We start from the raw sequence: 26,857 nt of genomic DNA, 5'->3' as shown, positions 1-26,857 counted from the left end.
TCCCAATAAATAATGTGGTTTGTATGGAAGGGACACGTACACCCTCAAATGACCTTAAAGGGATTTAATCATGAACAATGATTATCTTTAAGTATTGTTCATTGAAGTTCTACTCGATGTCTGCTACAGTCATCCTCGGCGTTATCGGGTCCGACGCGCACGCCGTCGGCATCACGATACTCGAACAGGCGCTCTCTGCGGCTGGCTTCGAGGTCGTCAACCTCGGCGTCCAGTCCAGCCAATCGGAGTTCGTCAGCGCGGCGGAGGCACATGAGGGTGACGCCGTACTCGTCTCCTCGCTGTACGGTCACGCCGAGCAGGACTGCCGCGGCTTCCACGAGACCATCGAAGCCGCGGACCTCGACCCCCTCACCTACATCGGCGGCAACCTCTCGGTCGGGCAGGAGGAGTTCGACCGGACCAGAGACCGGTTCCGAGAGATGGGCTTCGACCGGGTGTTCGACTCCGAGACCAAGCCCGCGGAGGCCATCGCGGCGCTGAAGGCCGACATGAACATCGCGGAGTCCGAGGCCGAACGAGCGAGGCTCACGTCCTGAATCCCCGTCTTCACCATGTTACGCGACACGAGACTCTCCGGAGAGGACCTCTCACGCATCGACGAAAAGATACGAGCCGACTGGTCGGTGGAAGAAATCGACTTCGAGGAGGCGGTCGCCTACCACGACTCGCTCCCGCGGAGCAAACAGTTCGCCCGCGTCCTCGAAGACGCCGACCGTCCGCTGCTCCAACCCCGTGCGGGCGTCCCGCGCCTCGACGACCAGATAACGCTGCTGCGCCACCTCGAAGACGCCGGGCGCGCCGACCTGCTCCCGACGACCATCGACTCGTACACCCGCGACAACGAGTACGAGAAGGCCCAGCGGGGTCTCGAAGAGGCCCGCGAGAGCGGCGACGACACCCTCAACGGGTTCCCCGCCGTCAACCACGGCGTCGAGGGCTGTCGGAAACTCATCGAGTCCGTGGACGCGCCGATAGAGGTGCGCCACGGCACGCCCGACGCCCGCTTGCTCGCGGCGGTCACGTTCGCGGGCGGGTTCCAGAGCTTCGAGGGCGGCCCGATATCGTACAACATCCCCTACACGAAGGAACACGAACTCGCCGAGACCATCGAACACTGGCAGTTCGTAGACCGTCTCGCAGGGGCCTACACCGAGCGCGGCGTCACGATAAACCGCGAACCGTTCGGGCCGCTGACGGGGACGCTCGTCCCGCCGAGCATCGCCATCGCGGTCGGACTGGTCGAGGGGATGCTCGCGGCCACGCAGGGCGTCCGGAGCGTCACCCTCGGATACGGGCAGGTCGGCAACCTCGTGCAGGACATCGCGGCGCTCCGGGCGCTCCGCGAACTCGGCGAGGAGTACCTCCCCGACGACGTGACCGTCACCACCGTCTTCCACGAGTGGATGGGCGGGTTCCCGCCGGACGAGGCCCGCGCCAGCGGCGTCATCGCGCTGGGCGCGGCCACCGCGGCCATCGCGGAACCCGACAAGGTCATCACCAAGTCCCCGCAGGAGTTCGGCGGCGTCCCCACCAAGGAGGCCAACGCCGAGGGCCTGCGAACCACCAGACAGCTCATCGACATGATGCGCGAGCAGGACATCACCCTCGACGGCGTCGAGCGCGAACGCGAGTTCGTCGAGAAGTCCGCGCGGTCGCTGATGGACACGATTCTCGAACTCGGCGACGAGGACGTCGCGCAGGGCGTCGTCGAGGCGTTCGAGACCGGCAAGCTCGACGTCCCATTCGCCCCGAGCGACAGCGCCGAGAGCGCGGTCCTCCCTGCGCGCGACGACGACGGCAGGGTCCGCATCCTCCAGTTCGGGGACCTCGCGCTCGACCCGGACCTGCGGGACGTTCACACCGATCGACTCGACCGGCGGGCGCGCGCGGAGAACCGCGACCGCTCGTTCCAGATGGTGGCCGACGACGTGGACGCCATCAGCGAAGGTCGTCTCATCGGCCGCCCGGGAGGTGAGGGCGCGTGACGACGATTGCGCGGGTCCGGGCGGTGCCCGGCGCGTCGGGGTTCTTCTTCGACGACCAGCGCGCCATCAAGCGCGGGGCCGAACGCGACGGGGCCGCCTACCGGGGTGACCCGGTCACCCCCGGGTTCGACCGCGTCCGACAGGCGGGCGAGGCGATAAGCGTCCTGCTCGAACTCGACGACGGGACGGTGGCGACCGGCGACTGCGCCGCGGTCCAGTACTCCGGGGCGGGCGGGCGCGACCCCCTGTTCCGCGCCGAGGAGTTCGTCCCGGTCGTGGAGAGACCGGTCGCAGACGCGCTGGTCGGCCGACCCGCCGAGGCGTTCGCGGAGAACGCCGACCTGCTGGCGGACCTCGACGGCCCCGACGGAGAGCGCCTCCACACCGCCGTCCGGTACGGCGTCTCGCAGGCGCTCCTCGACGCCGCCGCGACGGCGCGCGGCGCGACGAAGACCGACGCGCTGGCCGACGCGCTGGGGACCGACCCGGCCGACGACCCGGTCCCGGTGTTCGGCCAGTCGGGCGACGCCCGCCGGGACAACGCCGAGAAGATGCTCCTGAAGGGCGTTCCCGTCCTGCCCCACGGCCTGTTCAACAGCGTCGAGAAGGTCGGCGAGGAGGGCGAGCGACTGGTCGGGTACCTCGACTGGCTCTCGGCCCGTGCCGCCGAAATCGGTCCGGCGGGCGTGGACTACTCGCCGCGGTTCCACGTGGACGTGTACGGCGTCCTCGGCGAGGTGTTCGGTCCGCCCTTCGACCGTCCGGAAGTCGCCGACTACTTCGCCGACCTCCGGGCGGCGGCCGCGCCGTACCCCCTGCAAGTCGAGGGACCAATGGACGCGGGCGGCCGGGCCGAGCAGGTTCACGCCATGGCCGAACTCCGCGACGGACTCGCCGACGCGGGCGTCCCGGTGGACCTCGTGGCCGACGAGTGGTGCAACACGCTCCCCGACGTGGAGGCCTTCGTGGACGCGGGCGCGGCCGACGTGGTGCAGGTCAAGACGCCCGACCTCGGCGGCGTCCACCGGAGCGGCGAGGCGGTCCGGTACTGCGAGGGGACCGACACCCGCGCGTACCTCGGCGGGACGTGCAACGAGACCGCCGAGTCGGCCCGGACCTGCGCCCACGTCGCGCTCGCAACCGACGCCGCGCAGGTGCTGGCCAAGCCCGGCATGGGGTTCGACGAGGGGTACATGATAGTCACCAACGAGATGCGGCGGGCGCTCGCTCGCCGCGACCTCCGACAGTCGCGGGTGGTCGCGGATGACTGACTGGACCGACGCCGACGCGTTCGCCGCGGCGCTGGAGCGCGCCGAGACCCGCGAGAAGGGCAACTGCTTCGAGGACTTCGCCGAGGGCGAGACCGTCGAACACGACCCGGGCCTCCGCCTCTCGCGCCACGGGTCGGAACTCTGGGCCGGGCAGACGCTCAACCACGACCCGGCGTACTGGCGGCCCTCGGTCGCCCGGACCCGGGGCTACGACGAGGTGCCGGTCCACCCCGACTACCTGCTGGCCTGCGTGATGGGCGCGAGCGTCGAGGACCTGAGCGAGAAGGGCGGCTACTTCCTCGGGCGCGAGGACCTGCGGTACCACCGACCCGGCGTCCCGCCGGGGACCGAACTCCGCGTGGAGTCGGTGGTCGAGGAGACGGCCGAGTCGAGTTCGCGCCCGGCCTACGGCATCGTGACGTGGGAGACGACAGGCTACGACGCCGCGACGGGCGACCGCCTGCTCTCGTATTCGCGGACCAACATGATTCCGCGCCGGGAGCCAATCGCGGCCGACGGCGAAGGGGCCAGCGCGGGAGACTCTGAGGACGGGCAAGCGGAGCGCGCCGACCCCGACATTGCCGAGGAACTGCTCGCGCCCGACGGCGGGTATTTCGAGGACTTCCGGGACGCGCTCGACCGGGCCGACGGTCGGGACGCCGCGGTCGCCTACCGCCACGAGCGCGGGCGCACCATCGACGACACGACCGTCGCCCAACTCCCGCTGGCGACGCTCAACACCGCGAAGCAACACCACAACGCCGACGCGATGGCCGACTCGCCGTCGGGCGAAATCGTCGCCTACGGCGACGTGACTCGCTCCATCGCGCTCGGGCACGCCCGCTCGGACGAGCGGACCCTGTGCGAGGTGTCCTGCGACGACGAGCGGTTCCACGACTTCGTGACGGTCGGCGACACCGTCTACGGCTTCACCCGCGTCCTCGACGCGACGGAGACCGACCGCGGCGCGGCCCTCGCGGACGGTCCCGAGGGCGGCCCGGACGCGGGCGAAGTCACCTTCGAACACGTCGCGTTCAACCAGCGCGACGAACCTGTCTACTCCGGGACGCGAACCGCGCTCGTCCGGAGACGAGACTGACGACCAGAAACCAGAACTCAACCATGACGACCACACGACTCTGCCGAACGTTCCAGACCGCGCCCGCTGGCGTCGCCCGCGACGACAGCGCGAAGTACCTCCGCTCGGGTCTCGCCGCCGAGGGGTGGCAGGCACCCGACTGGCTGGTGCCCGACCTCGAAGACGGCACCGCGCCCGACCGGAAAGAGGAGGCCCTGCGGAACGTCCGGGACCTCCTGCCGGAGTACGCCCCGGAGTTCGCGGGGGAAATCTGGCCCCGCGTCGAGTGGGGGTACGACGACGAGGCGGCCCGCGAGCGCGGCCGCGACCAGATAGCGACCCTCGCGGAGTCGGTCGGCGAACACCTCGACGGCGTGGTCGTCCCCAAGGTCGGGCGACGCGCCGACGTGGAGGCGGCCGAGGCGGCGGTCGAAGCCGCGGCGCGGGAGACGGGCCACGACGTCGAACTGGCCGTCATCGTGGAGACCGCGCGCGCTCGCTCCGACCTCCGGGAGATAGCCCGCCTCGGCACCGACTCGCGCCTCGCGGCGCTGGTCTTCGGTCCGGTGGACTACGCCGCGGAACTCGGCGGTCGGGCGGTCGGCAGGAGACCGACGTGGCCCGGTCTCTACGAGGCGATGTCGAACGAGGCCAGCGCCAACGACCTGCTGGCAATCGGCGGTCCCTTCGACCGCCTCTTTCGCGAACGCGCAGGCGTAACATTCTATAATGGAGACGAGTACGCCGAGCACGTCGAGCGCGAGGCGCGGGTCGGTCTCGACGGGAGCTGGTCGCTCCACCCCAACCAGACCGAGCAGTCCAACCGCATCCACCTGCCGACCAGCGACGAACTCCGCGAAGCGGTCCGGAAGATAGCGGCCTTCACCGAGGCGAAAGACGACGGGACCGGCGCGGTGTCCATCGACGGCCAGATGGTGGACGAGGCGACGTTCAAGGGGTTCGAGAACACGGTCGAGACGGTCCGCGCGGTCCACGACGCCCGCGAGTCCCAGACCCGCGAGTGCTACGACGCCGACCTGCTGGAGCGCGCGCTCTCGGTCGGGTGACGGAGACGCGACGAGGGTTTCGGACGCTCCGTCTCCGGCCGTCGCCGCGGGTCAGGGTTCGCCCCACGACAGCGGGAGGTACCGACCGCGCACGCTCCCGGGCGTCGGCACCGTTCCGACCGCCCGCCAGCCGTCGGCCCCGCGCCGGAGCAGTCGGCCTCGGTGGGTCGCGGTCAGCACGTCGCCGTCGGCCTCGCACCAACCGAGTGCGACAGCCTCCGGCGTCGGCGACGACACCCGGTCGAGGCGCTCACCGTCGCGGGACTCGAACAGCGCGTGGTCGGCGTCCTCTTCCCAAGACGCCGAGGACGCCGGTGCGCCGCCGGCGTAGACGACGCCGTCGCGGACGAAGGCCCCGCGGAAGTACCGCTGTCGGTGGTCGTCGTCCAGTCGCTCCCACGTGCGGCCGACGTCGGTGGAGCGGTAGAGTCCGCTGCCCGTCGAGGCGACCAAGGTCTCGGCATCGGCCAGCGCGACGTGATGGATGTCGTCGGTGTGAGGCGCGTCGAACCCGTCGATGCACCTTCTCGTCCACGTCTCCCCCCGGTCGTCGCTGACGTGGACGCCGCCGACCTCGACGCCAGCGACGATTCGGTCGGGCGCGGCCGAGTGAGTCCGGAGGCTCCGGACCTGCGAGACGCCGTCGTGACGGGGGATGCCCCAGTCGGCCCGCTCGCGTAACTCGCGGAATCCGGGGCCTTCCTCCCAGTCGCCCTCGTCGGTCGGGACGCCGCCGTCCAACTCGGCGGCGAACACGCGGGCGGGCCGCGTTCCGACGTAGAGCCTATCGCCCGACGGTGCGGCGGTGACCGCGTACACCTTAGCCTCCGGGAGCGCGAGGGGAGTCCACTCGCTTCCGTCCGGCGAGTAGTACAGTCCCGACTCTGCGGTCCCGAACAGTCCGTCCACCGCGTCGGACTGGTAGAGACGATACATCTGTTCCGCGTCGAGGACCTTCTCGGCTGGCGATTCTCCGGGTTCTCGGACGTCGGCGATTCGGTAGACGCCGTCGTCGCTTCCCGCGAAGAGCATGGGCGGAAGACCGGCGCGCCGTTCCTTATTTCTTCGGTCGGTGACAGTTCGCGCGTCGATGCCCGACCGGACTCGGGGAGCAGGACCCATTTGCGCCTACTCCAAACCATAAATACCGGCCCCCACCAAGGTTCCCCTAATGAACGGAAACAGCTTCGGTCGCCTCTTCCAGTTCACGACGTTCGGCGAGAGTCACGGCGAGGCGATGGGGGTCACCGTCTCGGGATGCCCGGCGGGTCTCGAACTCTCAGAAGAGGACGTACAGGCCGACCTCGACCGGCGCAAGCCCGGCCAGTCGATGATAACTACGAGTCGGGGCGAACCCGACCACGTGTCGATTAAGTCGGGCTTACAGGAGGGGTACACCACCGGCACGCCCATCGGAATGGTCATCGAGAACAAAGACGCGCAGTCCGAGAAGTACGAACCGTTCGTTACCGCGCCCCGACCCAGTCACGGCGACTTCACCTACTCGGCGAAGTTCGGGACGCGCAACTGGGGCGGCGGCGGCCGGTCGTCGGCGCGCGAGACGGTCAACTGGGTCGCGGCGGGCGCGATAGCCAAGAAGATTCTGGAGCGGGAAGGAATCGAACTGAAGGCCCACGTCAACCAGATAGGCGACATCGAGGCCCCCGAGGTCTCCTTCGAGCAGATGCTCGACCACAGCGAGGAGAACGAGGTCAGGTGCGCCCACCCCGAGACGGCCGAGCGGATGCGCGAGCGAATCGACGAGTACCAGCAGGAGGGCGACTCCATCGGCGGGTCCATCTACTTCGAGGCCCGCGGCGTCCCGCGCGGACTCGGCGCGCCCCGGTTCGACTCGGTCGAGGCCCGTCTCGGGCAGGCCATGATGAGCGTCCCGGCCACCACCGCCTTCGAGTTCGGACTCGGCCGCGAGGCCCGCGAGTACACCGGCAGCGAGCGCAACGACGAGTGGAAGTTCGAAGACCCGGAGAACCCCGAGGAGAGCGACCCCGTGCCGGTGGAGAACGACCACGGCGGTCTCCAAGGCGGCATCACCACGGGCGAACCCATCTACGGCGAGGTCACGCTCCACGCGCCCACCTCGATTCCGAAGTCCCAGACCACGGTGGACTGGGAGACCGGCGAGGAGCGCGAGGAGCAGGTCATCGGTCGCCACGACCCCGTGCTTCCGCCCCGCGGCGTCCCAGTCGTTGAGGCCATGCTGGCGGTGACGCTGGTGGACTTCATGCTGTTGGGTGGTCGCATCAACCCCGACCGAGTGGACGACCGGCCCGGCGAGTACGACACCGACTACCACCCGAGCAGTCCCCGGAACGAGTGACGTAACCGAGCGCGACTGCGGTCGAACGAGCGTCTCCCGTCGGTGCGGAGAAAAAGCAGTTGGTTCGACTGCCGGTCTCGGAAGCGTCGGTTACGACGAACTGTTGTTGGCGCCACCGCCGCCGCCACCGCTCTGAACGCTGACGTCGCCGACCATCGTGTTCGGGTGGACCAGACAGATGTACTGGGCCATCTCCGGCGAGGCGGTGAATCTGACGCCCTGCACCGCGCCCTCCTCGGAGATGACCTCCGTCTTGGCGACGAGCGATTCGAGCGTCGTCTGTTGACCCTGCGCTTGCCCGGTCATGTTCTGCTGACCGTCGGTCACGTTACTGACGCCGGTGACGTTACCCTGCGAGATGTTGAGCGAGACGGTCTGGTTCTCCTCCGTCTGGTTTATCTGCTGGAACGTGTCGGCTTGGACCGAAATCGGTTCGAGGACTTCGAGGTTGTTCCCCTGGTCGTCCTGTATGGCGATGTTGTGTCCGACGCCGTCGCCGTTCTGCCAGAGCAGCGTGTACGTCGTCCCCTCCTGCAGGTTCAGCGTCGGATTCGACGACCCCTCGGCGGTCGCCTCGCCCGGCAGACGGTAGCCCTGCCACGCCCGCGTGTATCCGCCGAGTAGGATTACTTGGTCCGCCTCTTGGCCCTGTGCGAGGACCGTCGCGTTCAGACCGGCCAGTGCACCTGTCGCTGCCGTCGCTTTCAGGAAGCGGCGGCGGGATGTCTGTCGTGTCATGAAACCCCCACGGATAGCTTATCGGCGAGGGGATTAAAAGGAGGCAACCGTTGGTACGCTTTCGGTGAGTGGGACTCTCGTAATGGGAGGTTACGAATCGTCGTGAACCGTTGTAGCGATATCACCGGTCCGATTCCCCGACAACGGTCACTTACGATGTCCAGAAGTCTGTCGCGGCGTCTCCCGCAAACTGCCGTAAATTTATTACCCATACCACAGTAATAATGGACAAGGTCGAGAACTGTGTCCAAAAGTAACATGGGAAACGATATCAGTGAAAGCTCGGGGCTGACGGAAGCACCGGACCGCTCCGGAGTCTACCGCGCGACGTACGACCCGGAGGGGCAGACGACGGTCAGCGACACCGTCATCGCGGCGATAGCTGAGGTCGCTGGCGTCGATCCGACCCAGACCGTCATCCCGCTCTCGGAGACTATCGACCCGGACGCGTTGGACGCGCTCTTCGCCGACTGCGAAGGTGACGCGCAGGTCACGTTCCGAGTCTCCGGTCTCGAAGTCCTCGTCCGGAGCGACGGTCGGGTCCGAATCGTAGACGAGTCCGTCTCCGACGCCGAGTGAGGAGGTGAGTGGTGTGCAAGATACGAAGTTAGTGCGGACTTGCATCGATGCGGACCCCCACACGCTCGTCATGCGTCGGCAGTGTGACGCGTCGTCGCTCGACCTCCTGTTCGACGCGCTCACGGTGAACGAACCCACCGACGCGCTGGCGGTCACCTACGAGGGGCCGGAGGAACTACTCGAAACGTGGCGCGAGCGAATCGGCCGACGACCGCGGAACGTCGGCGTCGTCAGCGTCGGCGAACAGATGCGGTCGGCGACCGCCACGACTCCCACCGACCGAAACGTCGTCCGGGGCGTCCCCGACCCCGGAGACGCCCAAGCGATACGCAGCGCCGTGACCGGCTACCTCGACGCGTGGCCCGCCGACGGCCGGACCGTCGCGTACTTCGACTCGGTGACCGAGTTCCTCGACCACTGGGACGCCGGGACCGCGGTCGAGTTCCTCCGACGCCTGCTCAGGGCGCTGGACGCCCGCGACACCGTCGGTTACTTCTGCCTGACGCCCGCGGCCCACGACCGGGCGACCGTCCGGGAGGTCGCGTCGCTGTTCGATACGGTCGTCGAGTGCGTCGAGAGCGCGACGGAGGCGGTGTCGGAACCGTCGGTAAGCGACTGCTTCGACGCCGTCTCGGACCCGCGACGACGCTACGTCCTCGCCGAACTGACCGGGCAGGAATCGACCGCCCTCGCCGAAATAGCCGACGGCGTGGCCGCACGCACCTCTCTCGACCGTCAGCAGGTGACGGCGTCGCTGAAACACGTCCACCTGCCGAAACTGGCCGACTTCGGGATGGTGGCGTACGACCGCGAGCGCGAGCGAGTCGGGCCGGGCGAGTACTTCGAGCGCGTCGAACCCTATCTCCGGAAGGCCGTCGGTGGCGACGAGACACCCCAGACCGAGTAGGGGCCGAACGGACGGGCGCACTCGGCCGAACGCACGGGGCGCTCCGACCGGTTTTTACCGCGGCGTCCCCACGATTCCGACGATGGACGCGAACCAGCAGACTCGCTCGAACCCCTTCGGGATGGACGCCGACTGCGAGAACTGCCCGGAACTCTGCGCGACTCGCGAGCAGGTCGTCCACGGGTACGGCGACGTGGGTGCGGACTTCCTGTTCGTCGGCGAGGTGCCCGAGGAGGGGGCCGACCGGACCGGCGTCCCCTTCACGGGCGACGAGCGCGGCGAGGCCCTCCAGCACGTACTTGGTCTGCTCGGACTCAACAACTCCCTGCCGAGCGACGACGAACCGGAACTCGACAACGCCTTCGTGACCTACCTCGCGCGGTGTCACACCCCCGAGCGCGCGCCGACCGACGAGGAGATTCGGACGTGCGAACCCTACCTCAACGCCGAGATTCGGATGATAAACCCGGAGATACTCGTACCGGTCGGTCAGCGCGCCCTCTCGGAAATCGCGACCGAATACACCACCGCGCCCGCCGAGGAGTTCGACGCGGCCGAGGACCACGCCACGACTATCCGGGGCAGAGGCTTCGAAATCGTGCCGATGGCCGACCCGCTCGACCAGACCGACGCCGAGCGAGAGGCGTTCCTCGACCACTTCTCGTCGCTGATGGACCGCGACTACCGCCAGACGAAGGGGCGGCGCGGTCGCTGAGTCCGCGGGTCGTTACTCCCAGTAGGGGTTCGACAGCCAGCGGTTCGGTCCGCTTCCCCACCTGCTCCACGCGAGGACCGCCGCGAGTACGAGACCGACGGCCGCGAGCGCGGCGAGGTTTTCGAGCACTGCGCCGACGAGACCGACCAGTCCGCCGACCGCGAGGAACGCGACCAGTGCGACCGAGAGCGCGGCGAGCGGTTTCCACCAGTCCATGCGGGGACGGTCGGCCGCCAGTGACAAAAAACAGGTCTCTCTGTGGTCGGCGCGCGGGCCGCGCGGCGGTCGGACGGACAAATGGCGACTTTCAAGGCCGCCCGACCGGAAGGTAGGGGTATGACCGTCATCGCCGTCTTCGCGGACCCGCCGCGTCCGGGGTTAGTGCTGCCCAGACTCGCCGAGTCGTCGCCGCTCTCCCCGGCGGAGGCGGCCGACCTCTACGCCGCGACGCTGAAGGACACCGTCCGCGCCGTCGAACGGAGCGGTGGCGAACTGCTGGTCAACTACCGCGACGAGGAGTCGATTCCCGAGGGTCACGACGGCGACCAGCAGGCCGAGGCAGAGGTCCGCGCGCTCGTGACCGACGCCCTCGCGGACCCCGGCGAGGCCCGCTTCGAGGTGCAGGTCGGGTCCACCGTCTCCGCACGCGCGGGCAACACGGTCTCCCACCTGCTCGAAGAGGAGGAGGTGCAGTCGGCCGCGGTCGCGCCCGGCACCGCGCCGATGCTCACGCGCAAGGAGATAGACAGCGCCGCGATGAAACTCCGGCGCAACGAGGTCGTCCTCGGCCCGAGCGAGAGCGGCCGGGTCCACTTCGCTGGGTTCACCGAGACCATCGACTTCGAGGACGCCTACGCCACGCCCGAAGTCGAGACGCTGGCGACTCGCGCCGCCGACGCGGGCCACGAGGTCGGGTTCCTGCCCGCCAACACCACCGTCGAGACCGGCGCGGACCTCGCCTCGCTCGTCGCGGTCCTGAACGCCCGGATATCCGCCGGTCGTGCGGTCCCCGAGCACACCACGACGCTGCTCCGCGAGTGGGGCCTCCGCGTCGCCGACGGCGAGGACGGCCCGGAGTTGGTCCGGGAGTAGACCGACAGTTCTTAGACGACCGAGGGAAAACGTCTCACCGCGCGGTGGGATGGCAGAGCGGCCTATTGCGCCTGCCTTGAAAGCAGGTGGCGTCATGCCTCTTGGGTTCAAATCCCAATCCCACCGTACTTCTGGCGCTCACGACCCGGCGAACGCCTCGTGTGTTCGCCACCCGTGAGCGCCTGATTCGAATCGGATTTGAACGAGACGAGTCGCACGCCCGGACCGGCGCGAAGCGCCGCACGCCCGGACCGTCTCGGCGTAGTTCAAATCCCAATCCCACCGCTTTTCCGACGACCTATCCGCGAGCGGTGTCTGCGCTCACCTCGACGCAAGCGTCGATGCACCGAAAAGGACGCGCCTACTCGACCTGCAACTGAATCGGATAGTCCGTCAGGTTCTCGTAGCCGTCCTCGGTGACGACGACGAGGTCCTCGATGCGGATGCCGCCGACCTCGGGGTCGTAGAGGCCGGGTTCGATGGTGACGACGTGGCCCGGCCGCAGTTCGCCGCCGTCGGGACTGACGCGCGGGAGTTCGTGAACGTCGAGACCGATGCCGTGGCCCGTGCTGTGGATGAACCCCGTCTCGGCCGCGGAGTCGCTCCGGAGGGTGTCGTACCCCTTCTCCTCGTACACGTCGCAGACCGCGTCGTGGACCGCCTTGCCCGTGACGCCGGGTTCCAGCGCATCGAGCGCGGCCTCGAACGCCTCGCGGGTGTCGTCGTAGCGCCGCCGGACCTCGTCGCTCGGTTCGCCCACGACGAAGGTCCGGGTCATGTCGCCGTGGTACTTGGTCGCCTTGTTCCGGGGGAAGATGTCGATGACGACGGTCTCGCCCGCTTCGAGCGGACCGCTCCCGCGGTTGTGCGGCCCGGCGGCGTCCGCGCCGCACGCGACGATGGTCTCGTCCAGCGCGCACCCGTGGCGCAGGAGCGTGACCTCTATCTCCTCCTTGACGCGCTCGCTCGTCAGGACTTCGCCGTCGTAGTAGAGCGTGCCGTCCTCGACGCTGGCCGCGGCCAGCATCTTCTCGGCGGCCCGCATCGCGGCCTCGTTGGCGCGCTGGGCTTCGTGGACGTGTTCGACCTCCTCGTCGGTCTTCGTCGCGCGAATCTGAGTTACCACGTCCTCGTCCAGCACCTCGACCGAGACGCCCTGCTCGCGGAGTCCGTCGGCGGTCCCCAGCGGGAAGCGCTCGGGCGCGGCGACCGACTCGACCCCGAAGTCGGCGAGGAACGCGGCGACCGCGCGGCGTTTCGCCTCGCTCCGGCCGTGTTCGCTCACCAGTTCGGGAAAGTCGTAGTCGGCGAGGCGGGCCACCTCGTCCGCGCGACTCTCGGACTTCGCGCGGCCGTACTCCAGTCCCGAGACGAGGAGGGCGGTCTCCGCCGGGGTGTAGAGCGTGACGAACGCGTCGGGCGCGTCGAAGCCCGAGAGGTACAACTGGTCGGAGTCGCCCGAGTCCGCGTCGAGCAGGTAGCCGTCCACGCCAGCGTCGGCCAGCACGTCGGAGAGCGGTGACAGGTCGGGGTTCATACCAACCGAAAGCCGCGCGAACGGCAAAACGATACGGGTTCCGGAACGAGACGCGGAGAGACGACTCGGTGACCCGAACTCGCGTCCCCACCTCACTCCCGCGTCCCGGACCGCCCGTCGCGTCGAACCGTCGAGTTCGGGCCGACGAAGTAGGTGGCGTACTGCGTGAAGTAGTCGGCGTGGAGTGTGGTCCCGTCCCCGTGGGTGTCGGCCGACGCCGAACACCACGCGACCACTCGGAAGCCGTCGCCGTACGCCGCGACCGAATCCACGCCGCACTCCAGACTGACCGAGGTCGATTCGTCGCGGTAGAGTTCGTTGTAGACGTACCGGCGCTCGAACGTCTCGACGTAGGTCCCGACGGACTCGGCGGTCGGGACCGCCGGGCGCTCCGGCCGGGACTTCGGCCCGTCGGGGAACTCGACCGACCCCTCCGGGAGCGACGTATCGACGCCGACCGGGTGGGTCGTGGGTTCGTCGTCGGTCCCCGTCGCGGCGGAGTCGGTCGTCTCGCGCGGTTCCGCGTTCGTCTCGCGCGATGCCGCAGTGGTCTCGGTCGATTCGACGGGCGTCTCGTCGGACTCCTCGCGGAGCAGTCCGGACGCGCACCCCGCGAGCGACCCCGCGAGGGCGACCCCGCCGAGGCAGAGGACGCGACGTCTCGGCGAGCGACGCGCGCCGGAGTTGGGCGGCCCGTCAGTTCGGCGTCTCGACGGTGGCACGTCCGGCGACTCTCGGCGACGCTGTAAATACTTTCTCCGGCGCATCCCAAGCTATTCGGTCCGGGCGTTCGACGCCGCAGATATGTCGTCAGGCCAACCTTCAGAGCGAGCGCACGAACCCTCGACGGCCATCCGAATCGCGCTGGGGGTCGTCGCGCTCCTCGTCGTCCTGTACAGCCTCCTGATTGCGACGCGCCCGCTCCTCGGCGTGACCTTCGTGGTCTGGCTGTTCGGGGCCTACCTGCTCTGGCGGTTCTTCCACCTCGCGGCCCGCTTCGTCGGCGCGGTCGAGCGCATCGCCGACGCGATGGAGCGCCGGACCCAGTCCGGGGAGCGTCGGACCGCCCCGGAGGACCGGAGTCGCGAACGCTACGAACGATAGCGCGAGTCGTGAGGCGGTCCGCTCTGACCCGACTCGCCCGGCGGGCCACAATCCAAATCATCGCTCGTGTCGAACGATTCACCATGAAGTACCTCGTCGCGGTCGATGGCTCCGAACCGAGCATGGGTGCGCTCCGGTACGCGGTCGAGCAGGCGGCCGCGACCGGCGCGACGGTAATCGCCGTCAGCGTGGTCGTCCCCGAGCAGTTCTTCACCGGCGGCGACGACCCGCCGATGAGCTATCAGGAGACCGCCGACGAACTCGTCTCCGAGGACATCGAGGACGCCGAGGCGGAGGCCCAGCGGACGCTCGACGAGGCCGCCGAAATCGGCGACGAGACCGGCGTCGAGGTCGAGACGGGGATGCTCTACGGCGAACCGGTCGACGCCATCACCGAGTACGCCGACGACGAGGAGTTCGACGCCATCTTCGTCGGCCACCGCGGCCTCTCCGAGGAGTACGAGGGACTGGTCGGCAGCACCGCCAAGGACATCGTCGGGCGGGCGACGGTGCCCGTGACGGTGGTCCGGTAGCGCGGACCCTCGCGGATCCGGGAATCTGCCACCTCCGGTATTCTGATACGCCCCCGACTCGTCGGGCCGGACATGGACGTAGAAATCGAACCGTCGACGCTCTCGGGGAGAGCACGCGCGCCCTCCTCGAAGAGTTACACCCACCGGGCGATTCTGGCCGCGGGCTACTCCGGCGGCGCGCTCGTGTACGACCCCCTCGTGAGCGCCGACACGAAGGCGACGATGCGAGCGGTGGACGCCTTGGGCGGCACCGTTGAGCTTCGCTCAACGAGCAGTCGGACGCAGTCCGACGAGGACGTGACCCGCGAATCCGACCACCTCGACGTGGACGGGTTCGACGGACGACCCGAGGTTCCCGGCGACGTGCTCGACTGCGGGAACAGCGGGACGACCATGCGACTCGTCACGGCGGCCGCGGCGCTGGCCGACGGTCTCACGGTCCTGACTGGCGACGGGTCGCTGCGCTCGCGGCCCCACGGTCCGTTGCTGGAGGCCGTCGAGGAACTGGACGGTCGGGCCGAGAGTACCCGCGACAACGGGCAGGCCCCCTTGGTCGTCGGCGGTCCGGTCTCCGGCGGGTCGGTGTCGATGCCCGGCGACGTCTCCTCGCAGTTCGTCTCGGCCCTGCTGATGGCCGGAGCGGTCACCGACGAGGGAATCGAAATCGAACTCGAAACCGAACTCAAATCCGCGCCCTACGTCGATATTACCCTCGAACTGCTGGACGAGTTCGGCGTCGAAGCCGGGAAGGAGAACCTCAGCGGCGAGGGAGACGGGGAGAACGGGAAGAGCGGAGAGAACGCGGAGGCCGAAGCGGGGTCGGGCGGCGGTACCTACTACGTCGAGGGCGGACAGTTCTACGAACCCGAGGACGGCGAGTACCACGTCCCCGGCGACTTCTCCTCGATTTCCTACCTGCTCGGGGCCGGAGCGGTCGCCGCCGACGAGGACGCTGCGGTCCGCGTGGGCGGCGCGTACCCGAGCGCGCAGGGCGACTCGAAGATAGTCGGCGTCCTCGGGCGGATGGGCGCGGACGTGGACTGGAACCGCGACGACGGCGTGATAACCGTCGAGCGCTCGTCGCTCTCGGGCGTCGAAGTGGACGTGGGCGACACCCCCGACCTCCTGCCGACCATCGCGGCGCTCGGCGCGGTCGCGGACGGTGAGACCCGCATCGTCAACTGCGAACACGTCCGGTACAAGGAGACCGACCGGGTGTCCGCGATGGCCGAGGAACTGGCGAAACTCGGCGCGGAGACCGAGGAGACCGAGGACACGCTGACCGTGGTCGGCGACGAGAGCGACCTGACGGGCGGCGAGGTGGACGGCCGCGGCGACCACCGCATCGTGATGGCGCTGTCGGTGGCCGCGCTCGCGGCCGACGGTCCCACGACGATAGCCGGGGGCGAACACGTGGACGTGTCGTTCCCCGACTTCTTCGAGATGCTGTACGAACTCGGCGCGACCGTGAATCGGTAGTTCGGAAGCGCGCCGCCCGGCGGTCGAACGACCGACATCTATGACAGTGAACGAAGACGTTTAGCGAGTGTACGAATGACTGACGACCAATACGACTTCGAGAGTATCGCCGTCGGCGCAGGGGAGGAGAGACCGCGGGCCGACACGAAGGACGTGGTTACGCCGGTTCACCTCTCGGCGACGTTCGGACTGGACGCCGCGGGGTATCCCGAGGAGGGGTACACCTACACCCGACACGGCAACCCGACACGGGACCGCCTCGAAGACCGACTCGCGGACCTGTCGAACGCGGCCCGCGTGTTCGCCGCGTCGTCGGGGATGGCGACGGTCTCGACGGTGTGTCTGTCGCTACTGGGGCCGGGCGACCGCGTCGTCGCCGCCGACTCGCTGTTCGGCGGCACGAAGCAACTGTTCGACGAGTTCCTGACCGGGTTCGGCGTCGAAGTGAGCTACGTCGATGCGACCGACCCCGAGAACGTCGCCGACGCGCTCGGGCCGTCCGCGGAACTCGTCTGGGTGGAGTCGCCGACGAACCCGCTGCTGAAGCTCTGTGACATCGAGGCGCTCGGGGAACTGAGCGATGAACACGGCGCGACCCTCGTCGTGGACAACACGTTCGCCACGCCGTACGCCCAGCGCCCACTGGACCTCGGTGCCGACGTGTCGGTCCTCAGCACCACGAAGTTCGTGAACGGCCACACCGACTCGGTCGGCGGTGCGATAGCGGTCGCGGACGCCGACCTGTCCGAGCAGTTCGGGTTCGTGCTCAGGGACGTGATGGGAGCACCGCTCTCGCCGTTCGATAGCTACCTCGTCCTCCGGGGTCTGAAGACGCTCCCCGCGCGGATGGAGTCCCACCAGCGAAACGCGACGGAAGTCGCGGCGTTCCTCGCCGACCACGAGTCTGTCGCCGCCGTCAACTACCCCGGACTCCGGAGCCATCCCGACCACGACCTCGCCGCCCGACAGATGGACAACTACGGCGGGGTCGTCACGTTCGAAATCGACGGCGACGGTGCCGAGACCCGCGCGTTCGTCGAGGAACTCGACGTGTTCGAACTCGCGATGAGTCTCGGCGGCGTGGAGTCGCTGGTCGAACACACCGCGAGCATGTCGGCGGCGTCGCTCTCACCGGCCGAGCGCGAGACCGCGGGCATTCCCGATTCGCTTGTGCGCCTCTCGGTCGGACTGGAGAGTCCCGACGACCTGATTCCGGACTTGGCCGCGGCCTTGGACGAGGTGTGAGTCGCGGTTCCGCGGACGGTCGCGTGGCCGCGGTCGCTCCTCGGACCTCTTCGCCGTCTCGGACTTCGTAGTGTTCCACGCGCTCGTCGTAATGGGTGAGCAGTTCCTTTGCCTTCGGCGGGATGCAGGCCTCCCCCGCGAACTCCTCGACGGCGTCCCGCGAGTCGAATCGCGCCCTTCGACTGCCACAACCGGCAAGTGTGCGTCCGTCGAACTCGGATTCCATGCTCAGACAGCAGACCGAGAGCGACGACCGACGGGACCGAGCGCGCGCGCAGAGTCGACGCGGCGGACGCCTGCGGAAGGGACTTCCCTTCGCAGTCGCCTTCGCCGTGGGGTTCCTGCTCGGCAAGCGGGACGAGGACGGACAGGCCGACGCGGAGACCGACGAGGAAGCGGGGACGTTGACCGAGGCGGCGGCCCAAATCCGCGAGCGAGCGATGCCCGGTCAGACGGACCAGTCGGCCCCCGGAGGGACCGAGAGCGCCGACGCCGGGGGCGCTACCGACCAGCCCAGTTCCATGGGGAGCGTCGCGGGAGAGCAGGTGCGCGAGGAGGAGCGTGAGAGCGAGGCCGAAGGACAAGCCGAGAGCGAGACGCCCGAAATCGACGAGGAAGTCGCCGCCCTCTCGCCGCCGACCACCCACGGGATGCCGACGTTCGGTCTCGGCACCTACCAGATGGACTACGACGAGTGCGTCGAGAGCGTCCGGACGGCGCTCCGGATGGGGTACCGCCACATCGACACCGCGGAGGGCTACGACAACGAGGACGCGGTGGGCGACGCCGTGGACGAGTACGGAATCGGACGCGAGGACCTCTTTCTGGCGACGAAGATCGGCCCGCAGAACCTCGACTACGACCACGTCCTGACGAACGCCGACGAGAGCCTCGACCGACTCGGCGTGGAGTACGTGGACCTGCTGTACGTCCACTGGCCGACCGGGGAGTACGAGGCCACCGACACCCTCGAAGCGTTCGTGGAACTCCGGCAGGAGGGTCTCGTCGAGGAAATCGGCGTGAGCAACTTCACGGTCGAACTGCTGGAGGAGGCAATCGAGGTGTCCGAGGAACCCATCTTCGCCAATCAGGTCGAGATGCACCCGCTGCTTCCCCAGACCGAACTCCGCCAGTTCTGCGCGCAGGACGACGTGGACGTGGAACTGGTGGCCTACTCGCCCATCGCCCGCGGCGACGTGGCGGACGTGGACGCACTCCGCGCGGTCGCCGACAAACACGACGCGACGCCCCAGCAGGTCAGCCTCGCGTGGCTCCGCGAGAAAGACGTGACCGCCATCCCGAAGGCCACCAGCGAGGACCACCTCCGGGAGAACTGGCTCAGTCTCGGCGTGGAACTGGACGACGAGGACGTCGAGAAGATAGACGCCATCGAGGAGCGGCGGCGTCTCGTGGACCCGGACCAAGCGCCGTGGAACCAGTAGCTCGAACGGACCGATGGAGTTCGCTCCGAGACGGGAAACGAGGATTGCCGACACCGGCGCGTTCACCTTCCCACGAACCCGGTCGAGCACACTGCCGGTCGGACGCGCTGTCGGCCGGGGTAGATACCCGTCGGGCCGCGTTCGTCAGGAACCGCGGAGGACGGACACGCCGCCGATGAGCACCAACAGGCCGCCTATCGCCGCGATTTTCAGCGGGCCGTTCGACTTCTTCTGCTTGAGGAACGCGCTACCCGGGGAGTCGGGATTCACGTACGCGGTGACCGTGTCACCCGCTTCGTACCCCTCTATCGCCGATTGGGCCGCCGACTCCGTATCGTAGTTCGAGGAGAACGAGGTCGGATACAGATTGCTCGACGTGTAGGAGTTCCCTTCGTAGCGATAGTCGAACGTGACCTCCGGCCGATAATCGGGACCGCCGCGGCGCTGGGGAACCGATTCGACGGACGTCTCGGTTATCGTCGCGTTCACGGTGACCGCGTTGGATATCGCGTCAGATTGCTGCGTGTAATCGTAGACGCCGAAGCCAGCGACGGCTATCCCGACCACTATCATCAGCAGTCCGCCGCGAACCGGGTCGAGTTCCTTTCCTCCGAGAGTTATGTTGGTATCTGGGGACACGGTAGCGTATTTATGCTCCACCTAAGTAACGATGGCGAATATTTCCGCCGACCCCGTCACCGGTGCTTCGGAGTGCTCCGCGAACGCTGGTGGAGTCGAACCGGTACCAATCGGTGGGTACCGGCGTCCGAGTAACTCGCCGGACCCCGAGGAGGCGGGGAGTCGGGACGCCGACCGGAGCGAACTCCTTTTGAGACCCGACCGGCTATTCCCTCTCGATGAAGCTACTCGTCGTGGGTGCGGGCGAGATGGGTCGATGGTTCGGCGATGTAGCGGCGAGCGAACTCGGTGACGCCGACGTGGCGTTCGCCGACGTCGACCCCGACGTCGCCGAAGCGGCCGCGAAGTCCGTCGGCGGCCGCGCCGTCCCGAACTCGACCGACGAGCGGTTCGACGCGGTCTGCGTCGCGGTGCCCATCTCCGCCGCGAGCGAGGCCATCGAGACCCACGCGCCGAACGCCGAGCGCGCGCTCGTGGACGTGACGGGCCAGATGGCCGACCCCGTGGCCGCGATGGCCGCGGCCGCTCCCGACCGCGAACGCGCGAGCCTCCACCCCCTGTTCGCTGCCGCCAACGCGCCGGGGAACGTCGCGGTAGTCACCGACGAGTCCGGGCCGGTCACCGACCGACTGTTCGACGCGCTCGAAGCGGCGGGCAACCGACTGGTCGAGACCACGCCCGCGGACCACGACGAGGCGATGGAGACGGTGCAGGCGGGCGCGCACGCCGCGGTCCTCGCGTTCGCGCTCGCGGCCGACGACGTTCCAAGGGGACTCACGACGCCGATTTTCGAGGACCTCTCGGCCGTCGCCGACCAAGTCACCGGCAACGAACCGTCGGTGTACGCCGAGATTCAGGCGACGTTCGGCGGGGCAGACCGCGTCGCGGACGCCGCCGCCCGCCTCGCCGACGCCGACGCCGAGGAGTTCGCCCGCCTGTACCGGGAGGCGAGCGAGACGGCCGCGAACCCGGCGACCGAGGACGAATCATGAACGACGAGTTACGCCAGAAGGTCCGGGAGAACGCGAAGTACCTGCGGAACGTTCGACCGATAGACCCCGACGAAATCGCCGAGTACATCGACAGTCAACCGCATCCCGGCGTCGTCCGCCAGACCCTCCGGGAGGAGGCCGCCTCGCTCGGTCTCGTGGAGCGCGACGACGCCACCTTCGTCCCGGTCGAAGAGGGGTCGGTCGCCCCGACGTTCCGGGGCGTCGAGGCGTTCCCGCCGGAGTACGGGCGAGCGCTGGAGAACCTGCTCGTCGAGCGATTCGGTCCCGACTGGCAGACCGGCGAGTCGGGCGACCGACTCCGCGAGGCGATTCGGCGACTCAAGGAGGACTACTTCCGGAACAACCCGGTGGAGTACGACGAGACGGCCGCGCTCGGTTACGCCATCTACCACTTGCCGGACAACTACGCGGTGGTCCAGTACGTCCTCCACGAACTCGCCGAAGCGGGACTGGTGGGTCGCCACCTCCGGATTCTCGACGTGGGCGCGGGGGTCGGCGGCCCGGCGCTCGGCATCGCCGACTACCTGCCGGAAGATGCACTGGTAGAGTACGACGCGGTCGAACCGAGCGACGCCGCCGCGGACGTGTTCGACCGACTCGTCGCCGAGACGGGGCGGAACGTCCACCCGCAACTCCGCCGCGAGACCGCCGAAGAGTTCGAACTCGAGGACGGCCGGGAGTACGACCTGATACTGTTCGCCAACGTCCTGAACGAACTCGACGACCCCGAGGCGGTCGTCCGGCGATACCTCGACTTCCTCGCCGACGACGGCGCGGTCCTCGCGATCGAACCCGCCGACCGCGAGACCAGCATCGGCCTCCGGCGGGTCGAGCGCGCCGTGGCCGGCGACGCCCGTGCGGCCGCCGTCTTCTCGCCGACGCTGCGCCTCTGGTCCGACGAGCGCCCGACCGACCGCGGGTGGTCGTTCGACGTGCAACCCGACCTCGACGTGCCCGCGTTCCAGCGCAAACTCGACGAGGCCGGGGGCGCGTCCGGCGAGTTCGTCAACGCCGACGTGCAGTTCTCCTACTCGATTCTGCGACCGGACGGTCGGCGGAAGGCGGAGTTCACGGCCTCCACCGACGACGTGGCGAAGATGGCCCAGATGGAGCGCCACGTCACCGAGCGCATCGACCTCGTGGCGGTGAAACTCAGCCACTCGCTGGCGGAGGGCGACCGGAACCCCCTGTTCAAGGTCAGCGACGGGAGCGAGTCGGAGGACCACTTCGCGGTGTTGACCCGCGAGACCTCGCTGAACGCCGACCTCGCGTCCGCGGACTACGGCGACCTGCTCGCCTTCGAGCAGGTGTTGGTGCTGTGGAACGACGACGAGGACGCGTACAATCTGGTCGTGGACGAGGAGACCGTCGTGGACCGAATTCCGGTGTGAGAGCGGTTCCGCCTCGAATTAGGACCGTGACTTAGAGCGCGTACAGCGACGGGAACACCGATATCGCCACGAGGAACTCCAGCAGGTTGTTGAGCGCGTGCAGGAGCCACGCACCCGCGAGGTTGTCGAATCGGAACCTGAGCCACGTGAGCAGCGCTCCGAGAAGGAGCGCGTTCACGACGCCAGCGGCCCCGGCGGTGAACGCGTGGAGCGCGGCGAACACGGCGAGCGAACTCGCCGCGGCCGCGTACGGGCCGTATCCCCGGTCGAGGACGACGCCGAGGAACAGTCCGCGGAACAGAATCTCCTCTGCCACCGGCGCGACGACGACCGACCCGAAGAACAGCGCGAGGATGCCGACCGGCGAGAACCCGAACGGCGCGACGACCGACGGCACGGTGTATCGGGCGATTCCGGCGGCGTCCGCGAGGAGCGTCGTGAGCGGCCACCCGACCGCGACCCCCGCCGCCGTGGCGAGGACGCCAGCGGCGAGTTCGCGCTTCGAGGGTCTCCGAAAGAGCGCGCTCGCACGCCACACCCTCTCCGGGAACCGAGCGTAGAGGACGCCGAGTACGACGACGTTGCTCACACCGTAGACGAAGGTGGCGAACTGCGGCGGAAACCCGGGGTCCTCGCCGCCGGACGCCACGTACCCCGCGGTGATTACCGCCGCCGTCAGGACCACCGGCGCTATCGCCGCGAGCAGCCACCGGGATTCGAGTGCCGAAAACGCGGCCGCCGTTCGTTCGAGTCGGTCGCGAGGAGCCGAGAGGAGTCCAGCGACGCCTGAACCGGGCGTATCGGGTATCATCTGACCGCCACGTCTCGCCATACCGACATAAATGTGGGCCGTCGGAGTCGGTCGTCCCTTCGCACATCGACGACGCCGAACCGGCGTACCCGTCCCAGACCCCGGACGACTTTGCCGACTCGGACGGCTTTTAACGCCCGCGGAGAGAATCACGAGTATGGCTACCTTTCGCTCGTTCGAGGGCCTCCGCGACGCGCTCGCGGACGCCGACTTCGACCGCCCGCCAGCTATCGTCTGCAACGCCCACGTCACCGGCCTGAGTGTCGCCCGCGCGCTGAAGGCCCGCGACGTGCCCGTCGTCGCCATCGACCGCAACGAGAAGGGGGTCGCGCCCTACTCCGACGCCGTGGACTTCGCGGGACGGGTCACGTACCCCCTCGACGACGAGGAGGGCTTCCGCGAGGACGTGGAGGCGCTGGCGGCCGAACTCGACCACGAACCGGTCGCGTTCGGGTGCATGGACGAGTGGGTCCACGCCTTCTCCCGGACCGAACCCGAGGGCGTCCGACTGCCGTTCGCCGAGCGCGCGACCATCGACCGCGTGCTGGACAAGGAGTCGCTGTACGACGTGGCCGAGCGACTCGACGTTCCCTACCCCGAGACCTACCGCATCGCCGAGACCGACCCCGCCGAGACCGGCGGCGAGACCGGTCCGGCCGGGAACGACCGCGAGAGCGTCCCCGCCGCCGAGGCCGCCGAGCGACTGGGCTTCCCGCTCGTCGTCAAGCCCGCGCTCAAGCGCAAGTTCTCCGAGGCCGTCGGCACGAACGTCGTCGAAGTCGCCGACGAGGCGGAACTGGAGGACGTGGTGGCCAACGCCGCCGCGGAGGGCATCCGCGTGATGGCCCAAGAGAAGGTCCCGGCCGTGCAGGGCGAGGACTGCTCGCTGGCCTCCTACGTCCCCCGCGAGGGCGAGGCCGTCACCTTCGTCGGCAACGCTCGGGTCCGGTACCCGCTGGGCTACGGCACCTCCTGTCTCGTCCAGCGAGCGGACGCCCCGCAGGTCGAGGAGAACGCGCTCGCCGTGCTGGAGGAGACGGGCTACTACGGCATCAGCGAGGCCGAGTTCCTCTACGACGGCGACCGCGAGGAGTACGTCCTCATCGACGTGAACACCCGGCCGTGGAAGTGGATCTCCCTGCCGGTGCAGGCGGGCGCGAACCTCCCGCTGGCGGCCTACGCCGAGACGGTCGGCGAGGAGTACGACGCCGACGAAGTTCGGGACGCGCGCTGGGTCTACCTCGCCGACTACCTCAAGGCGCTCGGCACCGACGGCTTCGCGGACGTGCTGGGCCGCGAGGAGTGGCTCTCGCTCATGTCGGGCGACTTCGAGGCGAGCGGCGACCTGACGACCGGGGTGTACCGGCCCTCCGACCCGGCCCCGGCGTACCAGCTTCTCAGCACGGAGTTCGGCACCCAAGAGTACTACTGCTCCTGCTGAGACCGACGTGAACGACCGCACCGCTACCGTCGGACTGTTCGCCGCGCTCGCCGTGCTGTGGGGGTTCTCGTTCATGGCGATTTCGGTCGGTCTCGAATCGCTGGAACCCGTGCTGTTCGCCGCCTTCCGGTACGACGTGGCCGCCGTCCTCCTGCTGGGCTACGCGTTCGTCCGCGACACTGCGCCGTGGCCGACCGACCGCGCCAGCGCGAGCGCCGTCCTCGCCGGCGGACTGTTTCTGGTGGCCGCGAACGCGTTCCTCTTCGTCGGTCAGCAGACCGTCCCCAGCGGGGTGGCGGCCATCATGCAGAGCCTCGTTCCCATCGCAACCTCGCTATGGGCGCTCGCGTTGCTGCCGGAGGAACGCGTCTCGGCCCGCGGTGCGGTGGGCATCGTGCTGGGACTCGTCGGCGTCGGACTCATCGTCCGGCCGGACCCCGCGAACCTGCTCGGCGACGACGTCGTCGGGAGACTCCTCATCCTGCTTCAGGTCGCGGGCGTCGCGCTCGGGGGCGTCCTGATACAGCGCGCCCGGCCGACGCTCGAACGGACCGCGCTCACGGGATGGTCGATGTTCGTCGGGGCGCTCGTCCTGCACGCCGTCAGCGCGGGTCTCGGCGAACCGCTCGCGCTCCCGCGGACCGCGGCGGCCGCCGGAGCGGTCGCGTACCTCGGCGTCTTCGCCACCGCGATAGCCTTCGTCATCTACTTCACGCTCCTCGAAGTCAGGGGCGCGCTGGAAACGTCGCTGGTCGCCTACCTCGTGCCGGTCGTCGCGACTATCGTCGGCGTCGCGGTCCTCGGAGAGTCGATAACCGCGCTCACCGTCCTCGGATTCCTCCTCGTGTTCGCCGGGTTCGTCGTCCTCAAGCGACGCGCCATCGCCGACCTCGCGGGCGACACCCGGCGGTTCGTCGCGCGGGCCGACGACTGACCGCCAGCGACGAAGCGACCGCCCGCCGTCGTCGTCCGAGGTCGGCCGCACGTCTCGCCGGTATCCCCGCCTTTTCACCCGCCGGAACCCACGGTCCGACCAATGAGTAGCGACTACATCCACCTCAACCTCTTCACGATGAACTCGGTCGAACACGTCACGACCGGCAACTGGCGGACGCCGGGCGACCAGTCGGACCGCTACACCGACGCCGACTACTGGCAGGAGGTCGCCCGGACCGCCGAGCGCGGCGGGTTCGACGGCGTGTTCTTCGCCGACGTGCGGGGCATCTACGACGTGTACGGCGGCGACCGGGAGACCGCCATCGAGAACGCGATACAGACGCCGTCGAACGACCCCGCGTACCTCGTCCCCGCGATGGCGTCGGTCACCGACAACCTCGGCTTCGCGGTCACCAAGTCCACCTCGTACAACCACCCCTACCAGTTGGCGCGCGAACTCTCGACGCTCGACCACCTCACCGACGGCCGGGTGGCGTTCAACATCGTCACGTCCTATCTGGAGAGCGCGGCCCGGAACCTCGGACTCGGCGAGCGGATGGACCACGACGACCGGTACGACCGTGCCGACGAGTTCATGGACGTCTGCTACGCGCTCTGGGAGGACAGTTGGGACGACGACGCCGTGGTTCGCGACCGCGAGAGCGGAGTGTACACCGACCCCGAGAAGGTGCGGGCCATCGACTTCGAAGGCGAGTTCTTCGACGTGCCCGGTCCCCATGGCGCGGAACCCTCGACCCAGCGGACGCCCGTGCTGTATCAGGCGGGGTCGTCGGACCGCGGCCGGGAGTTCGCCGCCGACAACGCCGAGGCGGTGTTCGTCAGTCAACTCACCGAAGAAGGCGTCCGGGACTACGTCGAGGACATGCGCGACCGGGCCGCGGCGAAGGGCCGGGACCCCGACGACCTCCTGTTCTTCCCGGGTATCGCGCCCGTCGTGGGGGAGACCGAGGAGATAGCTCGGCAGAAGTACGAGACGTACGCCGAGAACGTGGACACCGAGGCCACCCTCGCGCTGCTCTCGGGGTTCATCGACCTCGACTTCTCGGAACTCGACCCCGATCAGAAGGTCGAACACATCGAGACCGACGCGATTCAGGGGGCCATCAACGCGTTCACCAAGAACGACCCCGACCGCGACTGGACCGTCGAGGAGGTCGCGGAGTTCGCGGGACTCGGGTCCACCTCGCCCGTCGTCGTGGGCAGTCCCGAGCAGGTCGCCGACGAACTCCAGCACTGGTACGAGGACGTGGGCGTGGACGGGTTCAATATCAAGGAAATCGTCCGGCAGGGGACTCTCCGGGACTTCGTGGACATGGTGGTGCCGGAACTCCGCGAGCGCGGACTCGTCCGCGAGGGCTACGAGGGCGAAACCCTCCGGGAGAACCTCTTCGAGGAGGAAGGCCGGACCCGACTCGCGGACGACCACCCCGCGCGGAACTGACGAACTGTACGAAAGGCCAGATTGGCAGGCGTG

At 68.6% G+C, this 26,857-nt stretch carries 27 protein-coding genes and 1 tRNA gene; 21 read left to right on the top strand and 7 right to left on the bottom strand.

The features are described 5' to 3' along the window. Positions 1-116: 116 nt before the first annotated feature. Genes glmS through citE form a run of 5 tightly spaced genes read left to right on the top strand, consistent with a single transcriptional unit; the run spans position 117 to position 5,422 of the window. Positions 117-557, top strand: coding sequence for a methylaspartate mutase subunit S (gene glmS / locus NGM06_RS04435; RefSeq protein WP_254269119.1), 441 nt, complete (start codon positions 117-119; stop codon positions 555-557). A 15-nt stretch (positions 558-572) separates the two neighbouring features. Beyond that, entirely contained in the window at positions 573-2,006 is a 1,434-nt protein-coding gene (locus tag NGM06_RS04430) for a methylaspartate mutase subunit E (protein WP_254269118.1), read from the top strand. Continuing rightward, positions 2,003-3,277, top strand: a complete 1,275-nt coding sequence (locus NGM06_RS04425; protein WP_254269117.1) for a methylaspartate ammonia-lyase — start codon at positions 2,003-2,005, stop codon at positions 3,275-3,277. Before NGM06_RS04430 ends, NGM06_RS04425 begins: the two co-directional genes overlap by 4 nt. Continuing rightward, entirely contained in the window at positions 3,270-4,376 is a 1,107-nt protein-coding gene (gene mch / locus NGM06_RS04420; RefSeq protein ID WP_254269116.1) for a 2-methylfumaryl-CoA hydratase, read from the top strand. Before NGM06_RS04425 ends, mch begins: the two co-directional genes overlap by 8 nt. Positions 4,377-4,399: 23 nt before the next feature. Then, positions 4,400-5,422 carry an L-malyl-CoA/beta-methylmalyl-CoA lyase gene (gene citE, locus NGM06_RS04415; protein WP_254269115.1) on the top strand — a complete coding sequence of 341 codons (1,023 nt, stop codon included), beginning with the start codon at positions 4,400-4,402 and terminating at the stop codon, positions 5,420-5,422. A gap of 51 nt (positions 5,423-5,473) precedes the next feature. On the opposite strand, the gene NGM06_RS04410 is transcribed toward citE, so the two are convergent. Continuing rightward, positions 5,474-6,454, bottom strand: a complete 981-nt coding sequence (locus tag NGM06_RS04410; RefSeq protein ID WP_254269114.1) for a WD40/YVTN/BNR-like repeat-containing protein — start codon at positions 6,452-6,454, stop codon at positions 5,474-5,476. Between the two features lie 139 nt (positions 6,455-6,593). On the opposite strand from NGM06_RS04410, the gene aroC reads away from it, so the two are divergent. Further along, positions 6,594-7,760: a chorismate synthase gene (gene aroC / locus NGM06_RS04405; protein WP_254269113.1), complete on the top strand. Its 1,167-nt coding sequence runs from the start codon at positions 6,594-6,596 to the stop codon at positions 7,758-7,760. Between the two features lie 90 nt (positions 7,761-7,850). Here aroC and NGM06_RS04400 read toward each other — a convergent pair whose 3' ends face one another. Further along, the gene (locus tag NGM06_RS04400) at positions 7,851-8,498 is read right to left on the bottom strand and encodes a twin-arginine translocation signal domain-containing protein (RefSeq protein ID WP_254269112.1); all 648 of its coding nucleotides are present in this window, start codon (positions 8,496-8,498) and stop codon (positions 7,851-7,853) included. A 258-nt stretch (positions 8,499-8,756) separates the two neighbouring features. Between NGM06_RS04400 and NGM06_RS04395 the strand changes: the two genes are divergently transcribed. The 3 genes from NGM06_RS04395 (at position 8,757) to NGM06_RS04385 (ending at position 10,699) form a co-directional block, all read left to right on the top strand. Further along, entirely contained in the window at positions 8,757-9,077 is a 321-nt protein-coding gene (locus tag NGM06_RS04395; RefSeq protein ID WP_254269111.1) for a HalOD1 output domain-containing protein, read from the top strand. A 13-nt stretch (positions 9,078-9,090) separates the two neighbouring features. After that, positions 9,091-9,984 carry a DUF7504 family protein gene (locus NGM06_RS04390; RefSeq protein WP_254269110.1) on the top strand — a complete coding sequence of 298 codons (894 nt, stop codon included), beginning with the start codon at positions 9,091-9,093 and terminating at the stop codon, positions 9,982-9,984. 82 nt (positions 9,985-10,066) lie between these two features. Then, the gene (locus NGM06_RS04385) at positions 10,067-10,699 is read left to right on the top strand and encodes a uracil-DNA glycosylase (RefSeq protein ID WP_254269109.1); all 633 of its coding nucleotides are present in this window, start codon (positions 10,067-10,069) and stop codon (positions 10,697-10,699) included. A gap of 12 nt (positions 10,700-10,711) precedes the next feature. On the opposite strand, the gene NGM06_RS04380 is transcribed toward NGM06_RS04385, so the two are convergent. Continuing rightward, complete coding sequence (locus NGM06_RS04380) at positions 10,712-10,915, bottom strand: hypothetical protein (RefSeq protein ID WP_254269108.1); 204 nt, start codon at positions 10,913-10,915, stop codon at positions 10,712-10,714. A gap of 120 nt (positions 10,916-11,035) precedes the next feature. On the opposite strand from NGM06_RS04380, the gene NGM06_RS04375 reads away from it, so the two are divergent. Both NGM06_RS04375 and NGM06_RS04370 read left to right on the top strand, forming a co-directional pair. Further along, positions 11,036-11,791: a TIGR04282 family arsenosugar biosynthesis glycosyltransferase gene (locus NGM06_RS04375; protein WP_254269107.1), complete on the top strand. Its 756-nt coding sequence runs from the start codon at positions 11,036-11,038 to the stop codon at positions 11,789-11,791. Positions 11,792-11,834: 43 nt separating this feature from the next. Next, positions 11,835-11,917 (top strand) — tRNA-Ser (locus NGM06_RS04370). A 235-nt stretch (positions 11,918-12,152) separates the two neighbouring features. Here the strand turns inward: NGM06_RS04370 and NGM06_RS04365 are convergent. After that, positions 12,153-13,328 carry a M24 family metallopeptidase gene (locus NGM06_RS04365; protein ID WP_254269106.1) on the bottom strand — a complete coding sequence of 392 codons (1,176 nt, stop codon included), beginning with the start codon at positions 13,326-13,328 and terminating at the stop codon, positions 12,153-12,155. Positions 13,329-13,420: 92 nt separating this feature from the next. After that, positions 13,421-14,050: a hypothetical protein gene (locus NGM06_RS04360; RefSeq protein WP_254269105.1), complete on the bottom strand. Its 630-nt coding sequence runs from the start codon at positions 14,048-14,050 to the stop codon at positions 13,421-13,423. Between the two features lie 82 nt (positions 14,051-14,132). Between NGM06_RS04360 and NGM06_RS04355 the strand changes: the two genes are divergently transcribed. The 5 genes from NGM06_RS04355 (at position 14,133) to NGM06_RS04335 (ending at position 19,131) form a co-directional block, all read left to right on the top strand. Continuing rightward, positions 14,133-14,432 (top strand): DUF8066 domain-containing protein, encoded by a 300-nt coding sequence (locus tag NGM06_RS04355; protein ID WP_254269104.1) that lies wholly within the window; start codon positions 14,133-14,135, stop codon positions 14,430-14,432. Between the two features lie 83 nt (positions 14,433-14,515). Further along, positions 14,516-14,965: a universal stress protein gene (locus NGM06_RS04350; protein ID WP_254269103.1), complete on the top strand. Its 450-nt coding sequence runs from the start codon at positions 14,516-14,518 to the stop codon at positions 14,963-14,965. A gap of 72 nt (positions 14,966-15,037) precedes the next feature. After that, positions 15,038-16,444, top strand: coding sequence for a 3-phosphoshikimate 1-carboxyvinyltransferase (aroA, locus tag NGM06_RS04345; protein WP_254269102.1), 1,407 nt, complete (start codon positions 15,038-15,040; stop codon positions 16,442-16,444). A 75-nt stretch (positions 16,445-16,519) separates the two neighbouring features. Continuing rightward, positions 16,520-17,689 (top strand): trans-sulfuration enzyme family protein, encoded by a 1,170-nt coding sequence (locus NGM06_RS04340; protein ID WP_254269101.1) that lies wholly within the window; start codon positions 16,520-16,522, stop codon positions 17,687-17,689. A gap of 650 nt (positions 17,690-18,339) precedes the next feature. Continuing rightward, on the top strand, positions 18,340-19,131 hold the full coding sequence (locus tag NGM06_RS04335; protein WP_254270070.1) for an aldo/keto reductase: 792 nt from the start codon (positions 18,340-18,342) through the stop codon (positions 19,129-19,131). A 144-nt stretch (positions 19,132-19,275) separates the two neighbouring features. On the opposite strand, the gene NGM06_RS04330 is transcribed toward NGM06_RS04335, so the two are convergent. Beyond that, complete coding sequence (locus NGM06_RS04330) at positions 19,276-19,770, bottom strand: DUF3592 domain-containing protein (protein ID WP_254269100.1); 495 nt, start codon at positions 19,768-19,770, stop codon at positions 19,276-19,278. 218 nt (positions 19,771-19,988) lie between these two features. On the opposite strand from NGM06_RS04330, the gene NGM06_RS04325 reads away from it, so the two are divergent. Continuing rightward, complete coding sequence (locus NGM06_RS04325) at positions 19,989-20,762, top strand: prephenate dehydrogenase/arogenate dehydrogenase family protein (protein WP_254269099.1); 774 nt, start codon at positions 19,989-19,991, stop codon at positions 20,760-20,762. Next, positions 20,759-22,174 carry a small ribosomal subunit Rsm22 family protein gene (locus NGM06_RS04320; protein WP_254269098.1) on the top strand — a complete coding sequence of 472 codons (1,416 nt, stop codon included), beginning with the start codon at positions 20,759-20,761 and terminating at the stop codon, positions 22,172-22,174. Before NGM06_RS04325 ends, NGM06_RS04320 begins: the two co-directional genes overlap by 4 nt. 31 nt (positions 22,175-22,205) lie before the next feature. Here NGM06_RS04320 and NGM06_RS04315 read toward each other — a convergent pair whose 3' ends face one another. Next, a complete protein-coding gene (locus NGM06_RS04315; RefSeq protein ID WP_254269097.1) occupies positions 22,206-22,985 on the bottom strand; it encodes a CPBP family intramembrane glutamic endopeptidase in 780 nt (259 codons plus the stop codon). A gap of 157 nt (positions 22,986-23,142) precedes the next feature. On the opposite strand from NGM06_RS04315, the gene NGM06_RS04310 reads away from it, so the two are divergent. The 3 genes from NGM06_RS04310 to NGM06_RS04300 all read left to right on the top strand — a co-directional run bounded on the left by NGM06_RS04310 (position 23,143) and on the right by NGM06_RS04300 (position 26,824). Next, positions 23,143-24,426 carry a carboxylate--amine ligase gene (locus NGM06_RS04310; RefSeq protein ID WP_254269096.1) on the top strand — a complete coding sequence of 428 codons (1,284 nt, stop codon included), beginning with the start codon at positions 23,143-23,145 and terminating at the stop codon, positions 24,424-24,426. Between the two features lie 7 nt (positions 24,427-24,433). Continuing rightward, entirely contained in the window at positions 24,434-25,360 is a 927-nt protein-coding gene (locus NGM06_RS04305) for a DMT family transporter (RefSeq protein WP_254269095.1), read from the top strand. Between the two features lie 102 nt (positions 25,361-25,462). After that, the gene (locus NGM06_RS04300; RefSeq protein WP_254269094.1) at positions 25,463-26,824 is read left to right on the top strand and encodes an LLM class flavin-dependent oxidoreductase; all 1,362 of its coding nucleotides are present in this window, start codon (positions 25,463-25,465) and stop codon (positions 26,822-26,824) included. Positions 26,825-26,857: the final 33 nt, after the last annotated feature.

Origin of the sequence: Halorussus aquaticus (assembly GCF_024218795.1) — an archaeon.
GTDB classification, from domain to species: Archaea; Halobacteriota; Halobacteria; order Halobacteriales; family Haladaptataceae; genus Halorussus; species Halorussus aquaticus.
This window is presented reverse-complemented; position numbering and strand designations above follow the sequence as displayed.

Excerpts from the sequence above, each read along its gene's own strand:
- glmS (WP_254269119.1), top strand. The coding sequence starts at position 117 with ATGTCTGCTACAGTCATCCTCGGCGTTATCGGGTCCGACGCGCACGCC.
- NGM06_RS04430 (WP_254269118.1), top strand. The coding sequence starts at position 573 with ATGTTACGCGACACGAGACTCTCCGGAGAGGACCTCTCACGCATCGAC.
- mch (WP_254269116.1), top strand. The coding sequence starts at position 3,270 with ATGACTGACTGGACCGACGCCGACGCGTTCGCCGCGGCGCTGGAGCGC.
- citE (WP_254269115.1), top strand. The coding sequence starts at position 4,400 with ATGACGACCACACGACTCTGCCGAACGTTCCAGACCGCGCCCGCTGGC.
- NGM06_RS04410 (WP_254269114.1), bottom strand. The coding sequence starts at position 6,454 with ATGCTCTTCGCGGGAAGCGACGACGGCGTCTACCGAATCGCCGACGTC.
- aroC (WP_254269113.1), top strand. The coding sequence starts at position 6,594 with ATGAACGGAAACAGCTTCGGTCGCCTCTTCCAGTTCACGACGTTCGGC.
- NGM06_RS04400 (WP_254269112.1), bottom strand. The coding sequence starts at position 8,498 with ATGACACGACAGACATCCCGCCGCCGCTTCCTGAAAGCGACGGCAGCG.
- NGM06_RS04395 (WP_254269111.1), top strand. The coding sequence starts at position 8,757 with ATGGGAAACGATATCAGTGAAAGCTCGGGGCTGACGGAAGCACCGGAC.
- NGM06_RS04385 (WP_254269109.1), top strand. The coding sequence starts at position 10,067 with ATGGACGCGAACCAGCAGACTCGCTCGAACCCCTTCGGGATGGACGCC.
- NGM06_RS04380 (WP_254269108.1), bottom strand. The coding sequence starts at position 10,915 with ATGGACTGGTGGAAACCGCTCGCCGCGCTCTCGGTCGCACTGGTCGCG.
- NGM06_RS04375 (WP_254269107.1), top strand. The coding sequence starts at position 11,036 with ATGACCGTCATCGCCGTCTTCGCGGACCCGCCGCGTCCGGGGTTAGTG.
- NGM06_RS04365 (WP_254269106.1), bottom strand. The coding sequence starts at position 13,328 with ATGAACCCCGACCTGTCACCGCTCTCCGACGTGCTGGCCGACGCTGGC.
- NGM06_RS04355 (WP_254269104.1), top strand. The coding sequence starts at position 14,133 with ATGTCGTCAGGCCAACCTTCAGAGCGAGCGCACGAACCCTCGACGGCC.
- NGM06_RS04350 (WP_254269103.1), top strand. The coding sequence starts at position 14,516 with ATGAAGTACCTCGTCGCGGTCGATGGCTCCGAACCGAGCATGGGTGCG.
- aroA (WP_254269102.1), top strand. The coding sequence starts at position 15,038 with ATGGACGTAGAAATCGAACCGTCGACGCTCTCGGGGAGAGCACGCGCG.
- NGM06_RS04340 (WP_254269101.1), top strand. The coding sequence starts at position 16,520 with ATGACTGACGACCAATACGACTTCGAGAGTATCGCCGTCGGCGCAGGG.
- NGM06_RS04335 (WP_254270070.1), top strand. The coding sequence starts at position 18,340 with ATGCCGACGTTCGGTCTCGGCACCTACCAGATGGACTACGACGAGTGC.
- NGM06_RS04325 (WP_254269099.1), top strand. The coding sequence starts at position 19,989 with ATGAAGCTACTCGTCGTGGGTGCGGGCGAGATGGGTCGATGGTTCGGC.
- NGM06_RS04320 (WP_254269098.1), top strand. The coding sequence starts at position 20,759 with ATGAACGACGAGTTACGCCAGAAGGTCCGGGAGAACGCGAAGTACCTG.
- NGM06_RS04315 (WP_254269097.1), bottom strand. The coding sequence starts at position 22,985 with ATGATACCCGATACGCCCGGTTCAGGCGTCGCTGGACTCCTCTCGGCT.
- NGM06_RS04310 (WP_254269096.1), top strand. The coding sequence starts at position 23,143 with ATGGCTACCTTTCGCTCGTTCGAGGGCCTCCGCGACGCGCTCGCGGAC.
- NGM06_RS04300 (WP_254269094.1), top strand. The coding sequence starts at position 25,463 with ATGAGTAGCGACTACATCCACCTCAACCTCTTCACGATGAACTCGGTC.